The following is a 14,904-nucleotide window of genomic DNA, read 5'->3' on the forward strand; positions in this document are numbered from 1 at the left end:
ATTAGGCACCCTGTTCTTTTGACTTAGGCTCTTGAATACGTACAGGGATTCCATTTCTTACACGTTGTAGACCTTGAGTGATAACAACATCAGTAGTTTTAAGACCAGAGCGAATCACAACACCCGCTTCCACCTGAGGTCCTAGCGCAACATTGCGGCGCTCCGCCACATTTCCTTCAGAAACGATCATGACAAAGTCACCTTCTAGGTCAGTTTGTACTGCTCGTCTTGGCACAGTAACTACGTCGCTCGCCTCTTTTTCCATAAGCTCAACGCGAACATGTTGACCTGGTAACAGCCTTTGACTTGGGTTTTCAACCACGGCACGCATCGCTAATGTGCCAGTATTAAGATTAATTCGGTTGCCTAAAAAGTCGATTTTCCCTTGTTGCTCATAGACACGACCATCTTCTAGGATAACGTTGACTGCTACGCCATTGGACTCATCAGAACCATCACCTTCGATTTGGTCCATGCCTAAGGCAAGTCGTTCTCGCTCTGATATGCTGAATGAGGCATAGATAGGGTCCATACTCACTAGAGTAGTAAGCACACCTGAAGACGGAGATAACAAGTCACCCGTACTCACTTTACTGTCAGAGATTCGACCCGTGAATGGTGCTCTGATCGTAGTATGCGATAGGTTTACTTCAGCAACTTTCTCTTGTGCAATTCCAGCTTCTAATTGCGCGCGAGCGCTCATTAGTGAAGCAGTTAACGCATCAAATTCGGCCTGAGAAATATTGTTTGATTTAACTAGGTTCTTACCACGCTCGAAGTCCAGTTCTGCTTTCTTTAACGAGGAGCGAGCTTCTGAAACCATAGCTTTTGCGCTCGCTACTTGAGCTTCAAACGTTGATGGCTCGATGGTATAGAGCAACTGTCCTTTTTCTACAATTTGCCCTTCTTGGAAATGACGTTCCAGTAAGTAGCCTGAGACTTGAGCTGTAATAGCCGTGTCTTCTACCGCATCCATGCGTCCGATGTAAATTTTACTTTGTTGATGAGGAACCACCTCCACCGCTTGGGTTTGTACTAGAGGCGCTGGCGCGTTTTGTTGGGTATTAGTTGTTTCACCGCACCCTGCTAAAAGAACAGCAGAGACTAGGCTAGCAACGAGTAGTTTTTTAGGCATTGAAACACCATTTTATCTTCTAATTGGAACAAGCTTTGGCAGACTAGCAAATTACAAGTCAGCTGAATGTCCGAGAAGTATTAATAGTTATATTGAAAGTGTTTCAAAATATAACGAACTGTTTTTACGTAGTTTTTTCTATATCTCTTGGAAATGCATGGTGGTAGATATTCATAAAATCAGCGCGAATTTCTTGCTCTAGATGTGTCGCTAATTCTGTTGGGCAAAATATCATTACATGTAGAATTTGTTCCCCCGTAGCGCCACTAGAAATGTGGATATGTGGCTCTGAACCAGGGAGATCGACGCCGGCATGTTTCTCTATAACACTGTTATAGCGCCGCGCAACATCGATAAAGCTCTCACTATGGTGTTCAATTTTACTCGTAAGTTCAGGTAATAACGGGAATAAGTTGTCAAACCCAGGAACAATAATAGAAAAGCTATGGTAGACATACCTTTTCATGAAGTTTAGGTTTTTTACCGCGTAAGTGAAGAACATGCTGTTTGGCAAAGTGATCGTTTTGCCAGTGAAGTGATATTGGCCGTGATACAAGTCTATCTCTTGAATAACAGTCGCCATTAAGTTGTGCTCTATTACCTCACCACTCGTTTTGCCAACCTCAATCCAATCTCCGATTCTAAATGAACGAGAGCTCGCTCTTTGGATAGAACCAGTAAAGCACAGGATAATTTCTTTGGAGGCAACGACAATAGCGACGGCAATAGCCGTAACCGACAGTGCAAACTCACTGATTTCAGACTTCCAAACCAAAAACAACGTGATAACGATAATAGCAAAAGAACCATTTTTAGTTCTCGACATCCATTTACGCTGATCTTCAGATAAGAAAGCGACATCCCCTCGGATACCAGAAAGGGTCACTCGGCGAATGACTAAGATAACAAAGACGACCAGAAAGCTTAATAACAGTTTGTTTTCTAATAAGAACGCTATTACTTTTTGAAAATCTTCCATGGTCGCCTACTGCATAACTTTGTTTTCCCTAACGATAACGAATTGCAGTGTCTTTCGCAATTTGCACAATCACGTTTAATGCTAATTCCATTCCTTGAACGGTAATAAATTCATGAATACCGTGGAAATTATAACCACCAGTGAAGATGTTTGGACATGGTAGGCCCATAAACGATAATCGTGCTCCATCCGTACCACCACGAATCGGTTTGATGTTTGGCTTAACATCGCAAGCTATCATCGCTTGTTTAGCAATATCGATAATATGTGGATGTGGTTCAACCATTTCCTTCATATTAGAGTAGTTATCAGTGATCGTTAAAGTGACGAGTTTCTGTTTGCTACCTTGGTTAAATGTCGCGACCTTATCCTCCAGGTAAGCCTTTCGTCTCTCCAGACCTTCTTGCTCAAAGTCTCGCAAAATATAATGTAGCGTAGATTTCGGTACTGACATTTCTGCAGTTGTCAGGTGGAAGAAGCCTTCATAGCCTTCTGTCATTTCAGGCGTCTCTTCTGACGGCATTTCTGCTTGGAATCTCGATGCGAACGTCATGGAGTTCACCATCTTGCCTTTCGCCGTGCCAGGGTGAACATTGTTACCATGAAACGTCACCGTTGCGGCGGCTGCATTAAAGTTCTCGTATTCAAGCTCTCCGACAGCTCCACCGTCTATCGTGTAGGCCCACTGTGCCCCGAACCTCTCAACATTAAACAAGTCCGCGCCACGTCCTATCTCTTCATCTGGGGTGAAGGCAATTTTGATGTCGCCGTGAGGGATATCTGCATTTTCGATCAGATACTCTACTGCAGAAATGATCTCTGCAATACCTGCTTTATTATCTGCACCTAATAGCGTCGTGCCATCGGTGGTTATGATGTCATGCCCATGTAACTCATGAAGATCTGGATACTGTATCGGAGACAAGACTTCCTCGCCCTTACCCAAAGCAATATCACCACCTTGATAATTTTCTACTAGTTGAGGTTTTACGTTAGCTCCTGAAGCATCAGGGGCTGTGTCCATATGTGCAACAAAACCGATGGCTGGAACGTTGTAGTCAACATTGGAACGAAGTGTTGCCATTACATATCCGTTGTCATCTAGAGCAACTTCATGCAGACCTAGTGATAAAAGTTCGTCTCTGAGAAACGCAGCGAATGTCGTTTGACCTTTTGAACTTGGACAACAACTTTGTGACGGGTCTGATTGCGTGTCAAACGTGACATAATTGAGAAACCGGTCGATAAGACTTGTCATTTTTTCACCTTACGTTCTTATGAATATTGGTACTCATCATACGTAAACTCATTGTCAGTAAATTGCGATGAATCAGTTTTATATAGATTGAGTGAGAAAAACGCCAATTAATATACGCCTATTACCCTACGCCCTAAATTTGATAGTTTGGGCTGATGACGATTAGAGACATTAGATAAATAATGAGTTTATAAATTACGTTTACCAATCTAAATGTGGGCTTACCTTATGACGGTCAATAAACATTACGTGTTTTCTCCAGAGGATCTTAGTGAGGCTACTGAAGTAGTTACAGAAAACACATCTCGGGAATCAGAAAGAGTTGAGTTAGTAAAAACGTTACAGAAAAAAGGTGGTTTTGAAGAACACTGATAGGGTTAAGATTATTAAAACGAGCAAAAAAAAGAGCACCTAGATAACTAGGTGCTCTTTTTCAAATTCTTTGTGTTTATCGGTTTATACCGATATCACGCTGCATGTGACCAGATAATTCGTTTGCGTAGTAAGTGTTCTCTACTTCGCCTTTACCGAACATAATGTCTAGTAAATGTGCAATCAATCCTTTGAAGTTAACCGCGTAGGTTTTCTTTTCCATAGAGGGTACAGCGATAGTTTCGATGTTCATTGCTTGTGCCATGATTGCCTCTCTTAAAAACTGGGTAACTCGTTGTTGTTGGTGACAATATTAGGCAAAAAAACGCTGTTTAAAAAATGACAAAATTTGGACATTCGCATTAGTTATTCTAATAAAACAAGGCATTAACAACAGCCAGTTAATGTTATCCCAAAATGGTGACTAAATAGTCACAATATGCTTAAATAAATGCATAAATAGCAAACCATATACGTAACAACAATATAGTTGTTGTATTATTGTTAAACAAAAAACCTCTTATAATTAAGAGGTTTTTTGCTATTTGTCGTTAGCTATTCTTATCCACCATGTGAGGTTCGCGCTTTTCTCGATAGAGCGATGCAACCGTTGCTACGGTCATAGTCACAAGAATCACACTTAACGACACCCAGGTTGGAATTTCCCAAGCTGAACCTACTAATGCCATTTTCACACCGATGAAAATCATAATGAATGACAACGCTGGTTTTAAGTAAACAAAACGATTCATCATCCCCTCGAGTACAAAGTACAAAGAACGTAACCCAAGCAGAGCAAATACGTTAGCCGCTAGTACTAAGAACGGTTCTCTAGTAACTGCAAAAATCGCAGGAATTGAGTCTAGAGCAAACATAATATCCATAAACGCAATCACACCGATTACGACTAACATTGGCGTAAATACACGTTTGCCGTTTTCGATAATAGATAACTTGTTACCATGAAAATCATCTGTAACGGGCACTAGCTTTCTAATTACACGTTCAGGTAATGGGTTTACTTCATCCTCACCTGAGTCTTTAGCAAGCTTAATACCTGTCCAGATCAAGAACGCCGCGAACAAGTACATTACCCAATGGAACTCAGCAAGTAACTGAGCTCCAACACTGATCATTATTGCTCTTAAAACCAAAGCACCTATAACACCCCAAAGCAGAGCTCTTGGTCGCAAATGTTCAGGTACTGCGTACTGGTGGAAGATAATTGCAAACACAAACAAGTTATCCACGCTCAGCGATTTCTCTAATAGGTACCCTGTTAAGAAAGACACCGTCGCCTTTTCCGCAGTGTAATCACTTGCTGGAGCGTAAAAGTCCCAGAATAAGTAAATCGTTGCAGAAAAAGCAAACGCTAGTAGAAACCAAAATACACTCCATATCGCTGCTTTGCGAATAGAGATTTGACCACCGCGAGTTTGATATATGTCCAACGCAACCAGAGCTAGCGTTAGTACAAAGAAAGAAACATAAATAGATGGGCTCATAAGTCCTCCAGGCGGAAGGACGAAGAGTATGGGTGTCGACCTTCCACAAACAAATACTTCACTCAGTAACAAAATACTGAGCATTTGATTGCGTTGGTCTCGTCAAAGCGCTGTCTGCGCTCTTATTTGCCGGATAAGCTCTAGACTTAACGAGATGACGACAAATAAACGGGTGACTACTCCCCAAAACGAGCGGATTGTATGCCTCAAATTTGAGGTTGTCTATCTTTTTTGTGAGCTAAAAACGAAAAAACCAGCACTTTCTTTTTATGCTGGTTTCACGTCTTGGTTTGTAAAGCTTGATTACGCTTTTACTTTATCCGTTGTTTTCTGGTTTGTTTCTTTCCAGTATTGAATACGACAACGATGAAGCTGTGCACGTCTCATCTTTTTCATGGTTAACTCCTTCTATACTTTACGCAATTCAAGTTACTTTTTGAATGTAACATTGAAATGACAGTCGTAAGACTATTGTGTGACAGTGTTAGAAAGCTGGGGAAAGTCCCAAGTGAGCATGATTTGCTCTTTGTCACTTGTCATTAAAAGCGTTTCTGTTGCTAACGTATTCTGAATCTCATTTTTACGGATCCAGGTAAATAGTTTGGACTCAGAAATGGGATATAAGTTCAAAAATTCTATGAGTTTCTTATCGGCTATATGAGGTAAATCCTGATTGATTAAATCTTCAACAATCAATTCCTTACCCGCTATTTTAACGCTTTTTAATTGATAGCCGTCAGAACGCAGTAACGTCTGAAGCCTTGTGTAATTTGTAACCGTCATTGGTATGAAAAAAGACACTCGCGCTACTGACTGATTCACAACATCGATCTCAGCCACCATTGGAATGCCACGGTATTTTGTATCAAAACCACAAAAACGCTGATGTTCTATTTCACCACAGTCATATACATCAGACAGAGACCTAACCTGATTTAAGGTACTTAACGGCAACTCTCCCATAACATAACGAGATGGCCATGTAGTCATAGCAAAGGAGATAGAGGGAATCAGAAGTGATAGCAACAGTATTCTTAATTTCATCTCTCTATAGTACCTTTTATTTCTTTCTACGAACTCATCCCCCTCTAACTCATCCTTAAGAATCTGTTATGTGAGCTTACTCTGACTTTGAGGCGTAGAGCATGAGAATGATGTGAGACCGTTTGAGGCAACTTATAGTAACCTCGGATTATTAGAACAACGGAATGAGCATGAAACATAAGACCCTACTTGCTTATATGCTGTTGGCTTCGCCATCGCTATTTGCATCACCCTACTTAACCATCTCTACCTCTACAACGAGCAGAGACTATCCACTCGACCCTACAACGCCATTAGTCGTCACTCTTAATAAAGATAAGTATCAGCTCGAGATCAGCGCTACAGATACGCTCTGCAATAATGAGTTGCCCAATAAGGTTAAGTTCAACACTCCAGTTCCTCTCCTGTGCGGTAAAACATCTACTTTGCCTTTGAATATTAGGTTCACCGGAGACTACGCCTTTAGCTACGATGAAAAACTTCACACATTAACCTTTAAACGACAGCCTAAAAAAGTGGCTAAAACTGAGTTTAAACGTCCAATACCAGATGTTAAGTGCGAAAGGCTCCCTAACCAGCTCCAGACTATTGATCTAGGAAGCTCTTACCCCGATGGGACACAGTTGAAAGATGTGTTTTCAGGTTCAGTAGTCACTGTTCATAATGGTCAAGTCTCACTACAACCAAACGCATCGAGTGGCGGTCTAACCTTGTTAGAGCCAGTTAAATCAGTCCAATCGAACACCAAGTTCGACTATAGAAACGCCAACATCTATTTCGTCATGGTCGATCGTTTTAAAGATTCTAACCCGGAGGCAATACAACCTTACGGACGTCAAAAAGATGGTAAAGATGAGGTCGGGACATTTCATGGTGGCGACTTAAAAGGCGTCACAGAGAAGCTAGATTATATTAAAGCGCTTGGTACCAACGTGATCTGGCTTTCTCCCATCGTAGAGCAGGTACATGGTTTTGTTGGGGGTGGCGATAGTGGATCGTTTCCATTTTATGCCTATCATGGTTACTGGGCTCGTGACTTCACCAAAATTGACCAGAGCTTTGGTAATGACAAAGATTTGATGCAGCTTGTTTCTGAAGCCCATAAGCGAGGGATAAAGGTCTTGTTGGACGCAGTCATTAATCATCCAGGCTATTCAACACTTGCCGACCTACAATTCGACCACATTGATGTTGCCAAAACTACCAATATACTTCCAAAGACCTGGGCACACTGGGCACCTAAGAAAGGTGAAAATTGGCACAGTTATCACATCAATATAAATTACAACTCACACAATTGGGCTGATTGGTGGGGACCTGATTGGGTAAGAACTGGGCTACCTAGCTATGATAAGCCAGGCTCTAGTGATACAACTTTGTCCCTTGCAGGTCTGCCAGATTTCAAAACAGAATCAAATAAAACCGTTCAACCACCAGAGTTTCTACTAAATAACCCAGGCACACGAGTAGTCGCAAGAGACAATTATACCGTGGCCGACTACTTAATCGAATGGCAAACTGATTGGGTTAAACGCTTTGGTATAGATGGATATCGAGTTGATACCGTCAAGCACGTTGAAGGCGAGGTCTGGAAAAGACTCAAAGCTGAAGCGACGTCTAGTCTTGAGTTGTGGCGTTCAGAAAATAACGTTGAAGGACAGCCTTTCTGGATGATGGGTGAAGTTTGGGGGCACAGCGCCTACAGAAGCCCCTACTTTGATGATGGGTTTGATGCTTTAATTAACTTTGATATGCAAAAGAAGCTCGACAAAGGCGCTGCATGCTTTAGCCAAATGGCAGACACTTATCAGCATTACGCTGACACCATTCAAAGTTCACCTGATTTTAATCCCGTAAGCTACATGTCTTCTCATGACACAGAACTGTTTTTTAGCCGCTTTAAAGACTATGACATGCAACGAAATGCGGCCAACGCCCTGCTACTAAGCCCTGGTGCGATTCAAGTCTACTACGGCGATGAGGTGGGAAGAAACATCGGTCCTTATGCAGATGACTTCCATCAAGGTACTCGCTCGGACATGATTTGGGAGCTTTCAAATGATAAGCAAAAGCTGTTGAAGCACTGGGAAACAGTTGGACAATTTAGAGATCGACACCCAGCCATCGGTGCAGGAAAACATACGGTATTGCCGAATGATAACGCTTACGTATTTTCAAGAGAATTAGGCGACGACAAAGTCGTCATCGCCTATTTTGGAAACTAACAGCTAGAGCCATTCAATCAAGAGTTCTTAGGCTAGAATGCTTAAGAACTCATTTATATCCCCCTTCTATCATGGGTTCATCTAGCCTTAGTCTAATTCGATTACGTTGAATAGCCTCTGGCGGCAAACTGATGAATCCATATCGATTGAGCACTGGTTTCTGCTCTTCTGACAACGTTAAGCCAATAAAGAACTCTTCTTGCTCATTAAAATACTCTCGATTCGGAGGTAGATTTAGATACATGTAGTAAACGCTAGCCAGAGGATAACGTCCAGACAATATCGTTTCTTTATTCACATCATAAGACTCACCAAAACGGTTGGTGACTTTTAAAATATTGGTATCTTTCAGCTCATCACTATACACGGTATAACCGAGCGCCCCTTCCTCACCGGAAATTTCATTTAAAAATGTTGGTTTGTCAGACACAAAGTGAGTCGCAGCGTATTCGTCATCTTTACATGTAACCCAACTTGAAAACTCCTTGTGCATTACTAATTGATTGTCGATAGCAAAAGGAACCATAGGAATAGTGCTCTGTCCATTACCGTCCGCCCACCTCACCACATCTGGTTGTGAATGGCAGCCAAAGACTCGTTTTAGCTCCGCCACAGAAATAGATTGGGTTTGATTGCTTTTATTGGCGACAATTGCTATCACATCAGCCGTAAAGAACAACTCCGTTGGCTTATAACCATGTACTTGAACAAATTTTGCCACTTCCCTGTCTTTCCATTTACGAGAGCTAATTCCCATGGCAAGTTTGTTGTTAGTGATGCTATAAGGAACATCAGTACTGCCTTTAACAGTGATATCTAATTGCTTTGCATCAACCAATGCCTGCATTAACGGGACTAAGTTGTGCTCAACAGCAACAATAGAAGGCGGTGTCATTTGCTGGTCTGCTAGGGCGAGCGGAGAAACTGCCATGCTACCGATAATTACCGTACTCAGTTTATTCACTGGGAGCCTCCACCTTAGTCGCACTGCTTAAGTTTTTTTCCGAAGTAAAGATATCCCACTCCTCGGTTACTTTCATTTCAGGCCGATAAAAAACCGCTATCGTTCGACGCTTACGTTTATGAAGCTGTTCTGTGTAATACGTTGTTTGCGTGAACTCCTGCTCCGAAATGCGTTCTGATTCAATACCCATTCGCTCAAGCTCATTACGGATCGCACCAGTACGGCGCTTAGCCAGCGCTTTGTTGTAAGTGTCGGTTCCTTCTGAGCTAGTATCCCCTATTAGAACCACATTTGAGTTGGGGTATTGCTCCAACATATCGACAAGTCGCTTTACTTTAGACGTTTGATCGGAACGTAATTTTGATTTATCGAAATCAAAATCAATACTTACAACCACTGGTTTGTCAGAAATTTGCCAATCTGCGCAGCCAGTATTGTCGACCGCAACATGCTTGGGGGTATCAAGGCATCGATCTCTTTGATTAATAACACCATCTCGGTCTTGATCACGTAAATCATCAATTTGATGTCTATTGGTTTTAACGTTAGGAGATTCAGCGCAGCCAAGAAGTACAAAAGGAAGGAGCCCCATGATAAATAATCGCTTCATGACGACTCTCCTTCTTTTTGCCACTCGTCTGGATGTTCAACGCGTAATGCATACGTCAGCACGCCCATCGCGTTTAGCAGTCGATATGCAGCGAAGGTACGGTCGTATTTACTTCGGATATAGTTTTGTCTAGCAAGAAAGACCTCGACCTTAGCATCCAAGACATCAAGCAGACTGCGTCGTCCTACATTGAATTGCTGGATGTAACCGAGTTCAGCAATTTTTGCGGCATCGACATTTTGTTGGAGCAATCGAATTTGTTGTTCCAATATTGAGTACGCATTCCACGCAAGTTCAGTACCCTCTCTTACTTCACGTTCAGTTCGTACTCTTATGGCACGTGCCTCCTCCAAACGCCACGCCGAAGACTCCACTCGTGCATTGGTTGAAAAGCCACTGAAAATATCGTAATCCAGCGTCACCATGGCGCGCATATCTTCATCTGGGCCCACTACGTTACCTACGTTACGATTTTTGTTTGCATGCAACTCCAATTTAACTTCCGGATAATAATCGCCTTTTTCACGTCTAATCTCTTGCCTTGCGGCGTCCATATCAATCATTGCAGCTTGAATCTCAGGATGGTTATCAACCGCTTGTTGAACTGCCGTATCAAGGGTACTCGGGAGCAATCCGCTGTCGAATTTTGGAAAGACCAATTCGCTGCCAGGCTTGCCTACTAAGCGCAAAAACTGTGTTTTCAAATCATAGAGGTTGTTTTGGGCCGATATTTGAGATGACTGAGCGGTCGCAACACGTGCTGAGATCTGTGCTAGATCTGAGTTACTTGCCAACCCTTTCTGTTTTTTGTCTAAAACGTCTTGATAGATTTCTTGGTGCTCGAGCACATTCCTATTGGCCAATTGCAGTAACGTTTCTGCTTCTAATAGCTCTAAGTATATTCTGACAACATCAAGCGATACATTTTCTGCCCTTGAAATCAGGGTTAGACGCTCAGCTTCTGCTTCGTAACCTAGGCGTTTTACATTCGCACTAGTACCGAATCCATCAAATAAGAGCTGTGATACACGAACGCCTAATTCGGTTCGGTTTAATCGTCTATCATCAGGGTCAATATAATTGCCGTTGTTATAGCGAGTTTCTTCTACGCCTGCCGCAGCATACAAATTTACTTGCGGTAAGCGATAACCACCCGCGGCATCACCATCTCTAACTACCGATTGATATCTAGAATACTGCGCAAGTACTTCTGGACTATAATCGATTGCAAATGCTACTGACTCTTCTAGTGAGATCGCGTGAGCTTGAGATGCAAACGCCACACACATAGACAGCATGAGCTTTGAACAACGCATACTTTTTCCTTGTCGTTATTATCGTTCTCGTAAAGAGTTCTGTTTCGCTCTCAGTATTGGTTTTAACCAATAACTCAAAACTGTTTTTTCTCCAGTTAAGATGTCCACTGCTGCCTGCATTCCAGGAATGACTGTAAAGGATTTTTCTTCGAGTGCTTGCTGATCCAGTTCAATGTGAGCTCGATAGTAAGCCGCACCATCCTCAGTTTGCAACGCATCGGCACTGACATACGTCACTTTGCCTTTTTGTCCACCATATATAACAAAATCATAGGCCGAAAATTTGACTGTTGCCTCCAAACCTACTGAAATAAAAGCAATATCTTTGGGAGCAATCTTGGCTTCTACGATCAAACCCGAATTTTTAGGTACCAACTCCATAATCGGTTCGCCAGGTCGAACGACACCACCAATGGTTCGAACGAACACTTCTTTAACGGTGGCGTCTACTGGTGACTCAATCTGAGTTCGGCGTAGTTGGTCGGCAATGGCTTGTCGGCTCTCTTTCAATTGCGCTATCGTCGCGGAGATTTCATTGAGTTGACCTTGAGCCTTAGTTCGATAATTGAGCGCAATGCCTCTGTGATCAGCTATTGCTTCAGCGTAAGCGGCTCGCTGTTTTTGAGCCGAAACCTTTGCACTCGATAAATCGCCTTCCAGTCTGATGACATCGCGATTCAGTTTAAGTAACTCCACTTCAGCCACCGCACCACTTTCAACGACAGATTTGAGTAAATCACGTTCTTTCTTAACTATCGCTAAACTACTTTGCAGAGTACGAATGCTAGATTGAGTATCACTAACCGCTTGTGCTTGTTGCTCGATTCTAAGTTTTGATTCTTCTAGCTCTGAGATGACTTGCTCTAGCCGTTCATAATAGTTAGCCTTTGCATTAAATAGCGCCGCGCTAGAGGTATCGTTGGTAACAATATCGAAAGGCGTCACTGTTACCTGTTTTTGCCAATCACTTTGTTGGTTGTCGACTTTAACTGATGCCAGCTCCGCCTCTAAGCGGATTCTTTGTGCGGCAAGGCTATCAAACTGCTTACCCGACTCTTGGAATGACGCTCTAAATCGTGTATCATCCAAAATCGCTAATGGCTGCCCTTTTATGACCGAGTCACCTTGTCTCACTAGTATGTTCTCTATCAACCCGCCCTCTAGAGACTGAATGGTTTGCACAGACTGACTTGGAACGACTGACCCCTCTCCGACGACAACTTCATCAAGCGTTGCCCATGATGCCCAACCAATAATAACCGTGACTAAAGCTGCAATAATCCAAATTAGCTTTCTGGAGCGATAAGCCAATTGACGATTGTTCCATTCGATGTGACTAGTGCTCATGGCTACCTCCTTTTATGACGGAGATATTTTTGACTTTGTGTTTACTAGATCGACGTTCGACAATATCCTTGGGCGATCCTTCTAGCGCAATTTTCCCCCTTTCAAGGACTATTACACGGTCGCATAAAGCTAGGAATGACTGCCTATGAGAACTAATGACCATGGTGATATTTTTAGGCATTCTTAATAGAGCCTGATAGAAACGCTGTTCAGCTTGACTATCTAAAGCACTGGTTGGCTCATCTAATGCAAGTAGCTTTGGTTGACGATACAACGCTCGCGCTAACGCCACAGCTTGTCGTTGCCCTCCAGATAAATTTCGCCCACCTTCTCCAACTTGAGTTTCTAACCCATTGACTAGGCGAGGCATATAATCGTTCAACCCAGAGTATTGAATTGCGTACGCCAATCTTTGTTCATCAAACTGAGTATCACCAAAAGTAATATTTTCGAAAACAGAACCGAAAAACAGCACACTATGCTGAGCAACCCAACCCGTGTTTTCACGCAACACACTGTGAGGCCATAATTTTGAATCCAAACCTTCAAAATAGACTTGACCACTACTTGGCTCATATTGCTTCAACAGCAAAGACATTAACGTAGACTTACCGGCCCCAGCGGCCCCTACAATGCCAATCCTTTCGCCTGCTTTAATCTCGATATCGATTCCTGATAACACTTCAGCGCGCATCTCGGGATAGACAAAACCTACATTATCGAGTTTGATATGACCATTAAAGCTACCTCGTTCCAACACCTGATGGTTGGTATCTTCTTGAGGCAAGCTCATGATTTGATTTAGCCCTTCCATTGCTGTTTTTGATTGTTGGTATCTCAGCATTAGCATCGACAGCTGATTAATCGAGCTTCCAGCACGTCCACTTAGCATCACTATCGCTATTAAGCCTCCCATAGTGAGCAGACCTTCTGCGATCTGATAAACGCCGAAGACAATGAGTGACACCGTCACTATCTGTTGGCTAGATTGAATGCAATGCGAAACAATATTTGTGTAGGTTCGTGAACGGCTTTGCCACGTAGAAAGAGATGAGACGACCTGTTCCCAACGTTTTTGTAGTAAACCTTGAGCATTGTTCTGTTTGATTTCAGACAGTGCGTTGAGGCTTTCAATGAGCTGCGCCTGGCGTTGAGTAGAAAGACGGGAGGTTTCCTCTAACGTCCCTTCTACTTTCCTTTTCATAGCAACACTGATGACTACTAGAAGTAGCATGACGCCCATAGGAATTAGCATCATCGCCCCACCTAACCAGCCTATTAACACCAAAAATAGAAACGTAAAAGGCAGATCCACAAGTGTGACTAACGTTACAGATGTCAAAAACTCTTTGACCGAATCGAAGTCTTGCAGCTGTCTTGAAAATGCACCAACAGATTGAGGTCGGTTTTCTAACCTCATCCCCATTGTTTTACTAAACAGCTGTGATGAGAGTTTGTTGTCAACGTAGCGGCTGGCCATATCCGTAACCGAACTTCGTGACTCTTTGAGTATCCAGTCAAATACAATCACTATAGCCACACCAATCGACAGAACCCACAGTGTGTTAAAGGCTTGATTGGGCACCACTCGGTCATAAACATTCATAGTAAATAAAGGGACAACGAGTGCGAGCACGTTTATTACAAACGAGGCCACCAGCAAGTCACGGTACCAAGGGCGTACTTCCTTGATTGCCATTAATAGCCAATGCGCTGGAGTATGCTGTTTTAGGTCATCGACTCTCTCATCTATTATGCTGTTGGCATTGATTTGCCATAACGCGGGGTCTATTTGTGCTCTAAATTCAGAAATATCGACCGTACTTTGTTTAAACTCTTGTTCAACATTAAGGTATGTAATCTGTTGTCCATCCACTCCTATCACAATCAATGGATTACGTGTCACCGACTCAACAACGACCAATGGTAATGCTGCTTTCGTGATATCTGCAATCGACAACTCCATAATATCGATACCAAGCCGTTCCAAAGCTCTAGAAAATATCCCCTCGGACAGTTTTCCTTCATCTAAAGGAAGTCCAGATTTTATTTTGACTGGATGACAACGCACTTCAAAGTGCCTACATAACCACTGTATAGCCTGTAACCAATAATCCTTGTCTGTTTTATCCACTGCGTTTCCCTACTA

The 14,904-nt window shown here is 42.6% G+C and carries 12 protein-coding genes; 1 reads left to right on the top strand and 11 read right to left on the bottom strand.

What is annotated here, in order from left to right; all coding sequences use genetic code 11:
* Position 1: 1 nt before the first annotated feature.
* The 6 genes from MMA19_RS02230 to MMA19_RS02255 form a co-directional block, all read right to left on the bottom strand.
* The gene (locus MMA19_RS02230) at positions 2-1,135 is read right to left on the bottom strand and encodes an efflux RND transporter periplasmic adaptor subunit (RefSeq protein WP_240205402.1); all 1,134 of its coding nucleotides are present in this window, start codon (positions 1,133-1,135) and stop codon (positions 2-4) included.
* Between the two features lie 124 nt (positions 1,136-1,259).
* The gene (locus tag MMA19_RS02235) at positions 1,260-2,114 is read right to left on the bottom strand and encodes a mechanosensitive ion channel family protein (RefSeq protein WP_236111615.1); all 855 of its coding nucleotides are present in this window, start codon (positions 2,112-2,114) and stop codon (positions 1,260-1,262) included.
* A 28-nt stretch (positions 2,115-2,142) separates the two neighbouring features.
* On the bottom strand, positions 2,143-3,372 hold the full coding sequence (gene pepT, locus MMA19_RS02240) for a peptidase T (RefSeq protein WP_240205403.1): 1,230 nt from the start codon (positions 3,370-3,372) through the stop codon (positions 2,143-2,145).
* A 448-nt stretch (positions 3,373-3,820) separates the two neighbouring features.
* Positions 3,821-4,009, bottom strand: a complete 189-nt coding sequence (locus MMA19_RS02245) for a hypothetical protein (protein ID WP_006073603.1) — start codon at positions 4,007-4,009, stop codon at positions 3,821-3,823.
* Positions 4,010-4,295: 286 nt separating this feature from the next.
* Complete coding sequence (locus tag MMA19_RS02250) at positions 4,296-5,249, bottom strand: TerC/Alx family metal homeostasis membrane protein (RefSeq protein ID WP_006073600.1); 954 nt, start codon at positions 5,247-5,249, stop codon at positions 4,296-4,298.
* A gap of 468 nt (positions 5,250-5,717) precedes the next feature.
* Complete coding sequence (locus tag MMA19_RS02255) at positions 5,718-6,293, bottom strand: hypothetical protein (RefSeq protein WP_031494935.1); 576 nt, start codon at positions 6,291-6,293, stop codon at positions 5,718-5,720.
* Between the two features lie 170 nt (positions 6,294-6,463).
* Here MMA19_RS02255 and MMA19_RS02260 point away from each other — a divergent pair, with 170 nt between their 5' ends.
* Complete coding sequence (locus tag MMA19_RS02260) at positions 6,464-8,518, top strand: alpha-amylase (RefSeq protein ID WP_240205404.1); 2,055 nt, start codon at positions 6,464-6,466, stop codon at positions 8,516-8,518.
* Between the two features lie 49 nt (positions 8,519-8,567).
* Here the strand turns inward: MMA19_RS02260 and MMA19_RS02265 are convergent, their stop codons facing one another.
* From MMA19_RS02265 to MMA19_RS02285, 5 genes are read right to left on the bottom strand one after another with little or no spacing between them, the layout of a single operon-like run.
* Positions 8,568-9,482 (bottom strand): substrate-binding domain-containing protein, encoded by a 915-nt coding sequence (locus tag MMA19_RS02265; protein WP_236111619.1) that lies wholly within the window; start codon positions 9,480-9,482, stop codon positions 8,568-8,570.
* The gene (locus MMA19_RS02270) at positions 9,475-10,092 is read right to left on the bottom strand and encodes an OmpA family protein (protein ID WP_124942129.1); all 618 of its coding nucleotides are present in this window, start codon (positions 10,090-10,092) and stop codon (positions 9,475-9,477) included. Before MMA19_RS02270 ends, MMA19_RS02265 begins: the two co-directional genes overlap by 8 nt.
* The gene (locus MMA19_RS02275; RefSeq protein ID WP_240205405.1) at positions 10,089-11,408 is read right to left on the bottom strand and encodes a TolC family outer membrane protein; all 1,320 of its coding nucleotides are present in this window, start codon (positions 11,406-11,408) and stop codon (positions 10,089-10,091) included. Before MMA19_RS02275 ends, MMA19_RS02270 begins: the two co-directional genes overlap by 4 nt.
* 18 nt (positions 11,409-11,426) lie before the next feature.
* Positions 11,427-12,755 carry an HlyD family type I secretion periplasmic adaptor subunit gene (locus MMA19_RS02280; protein ID WP_124942130.1) on the bottom strand — a complete coding sequence of 443 codons (1,329 nt, stop codon included), beginning with the start codon at positions 12,753-12,755 and terminating at the stop codon, positions 11,427-11,429.
* On the bottom strand, positions 12,745-14,889 hold the full coding sequence (locus MMA19_RS02285; protein ID WP_240205406.1) for a type I secretion system permease/ATPase: 2,145 nt from the start codon (positions 14,887-14,889) through the stop codon (positions 12,745-12,747). Before MMA19_RS02285 ends, MMA19_RS02280 begins: the two co-directional genes overlap by 11 nt.
* Positions 14,890-14,904 lie beyond the last annotated feature (15 nt).

The organism is Vibrio sp. CyArs1, assembly GCF_022432925.1.
In the GTDB taxonomy this organism is placed as follows: Bacteria; Pseudomonadota; Gammaproteobacteria; order Enterobacterales; family Vibrionaceae; genus Vibrio; species Vibrio mediterranei.

What these genes read in the sequence shown, in the direction of transcription:
- MMA19_RS02245 (WP_006073603.1), bottom strand. Translation starts at nt 4,009, where the DNA reads ATGGCACAAGCAATGAACATCGAAACTATCGCTGTACCCTCTATGGAA.
- MMA19_RS02275 (WP_240205405.1), bottom strand. Translation starts at nt 11,408, where the DNA reads ATGCGTTGTTCAAAGCTCATGCTGTCTATGTGTGTGGCGTTTGCATCT.
- MMA19_RS02270 (WP_124942129.1), bottom strand. Translation starts at nt 10,092, where the DNA reads ATGAAGCGATTATTTATCATGGGGCTCCTTCCTTTTGTACTTCTTGGC.
- MMA19_RS02255 (WP_031494935.1), bottom strand. Translation starts at nt 6,293, where the DNA reads ATGAAATTAAGAATACTGTTGCTATCACTTCTGATTCCCTCTATCTCC.
- MMA19_RS02260 (WP_240205404.1), top strand. Translation starts at nt 6,464, where the DNA reads ATGAAACATAAGACCCTACTTGCTTATATGCTGTTGGCTTCGCCATCG.
- pepT (WP_240205403.1), bottom strand. Translation starts at nt 3,372, where the DNA reads ATGACAAGTCTTATCGACCGGTTTCTCAATTATGTCACGTTTGACACG.
- MMA19_RS02235 (WP_236111615.1), bottom strand. Translation starts at nt 2,114, where the DNA reads ATGGAAGATTTTCAAAAAGTAATAGCGTTCTTATTAGAAAACAAACTG.
- MMA19_RS02280 (WP_124942130.1), bottom strand. Translation starts at nt 12,755, where the DNA reads ATGAGCACTAGTCACATCGAATGGAACAATCGTCAATTGGCTTATCGC.
- MMA19_RS02230 (WP_240205402.1), bottom strand. Translation starts at nt 1,135, where the DNA reads ATGCCTAAAAAACTACTCGTTGCTAGCCTAGTCTCTGCTGTTCTTTTA.
- MMA19_RS02250 (WP_006073600.1), bottom strand. Translation starts at nt 5,249, where the DNA reads ATGAGCCCATCTATTTATGTTTCTTTCTTTGTACTAACGCTAGCTCTG.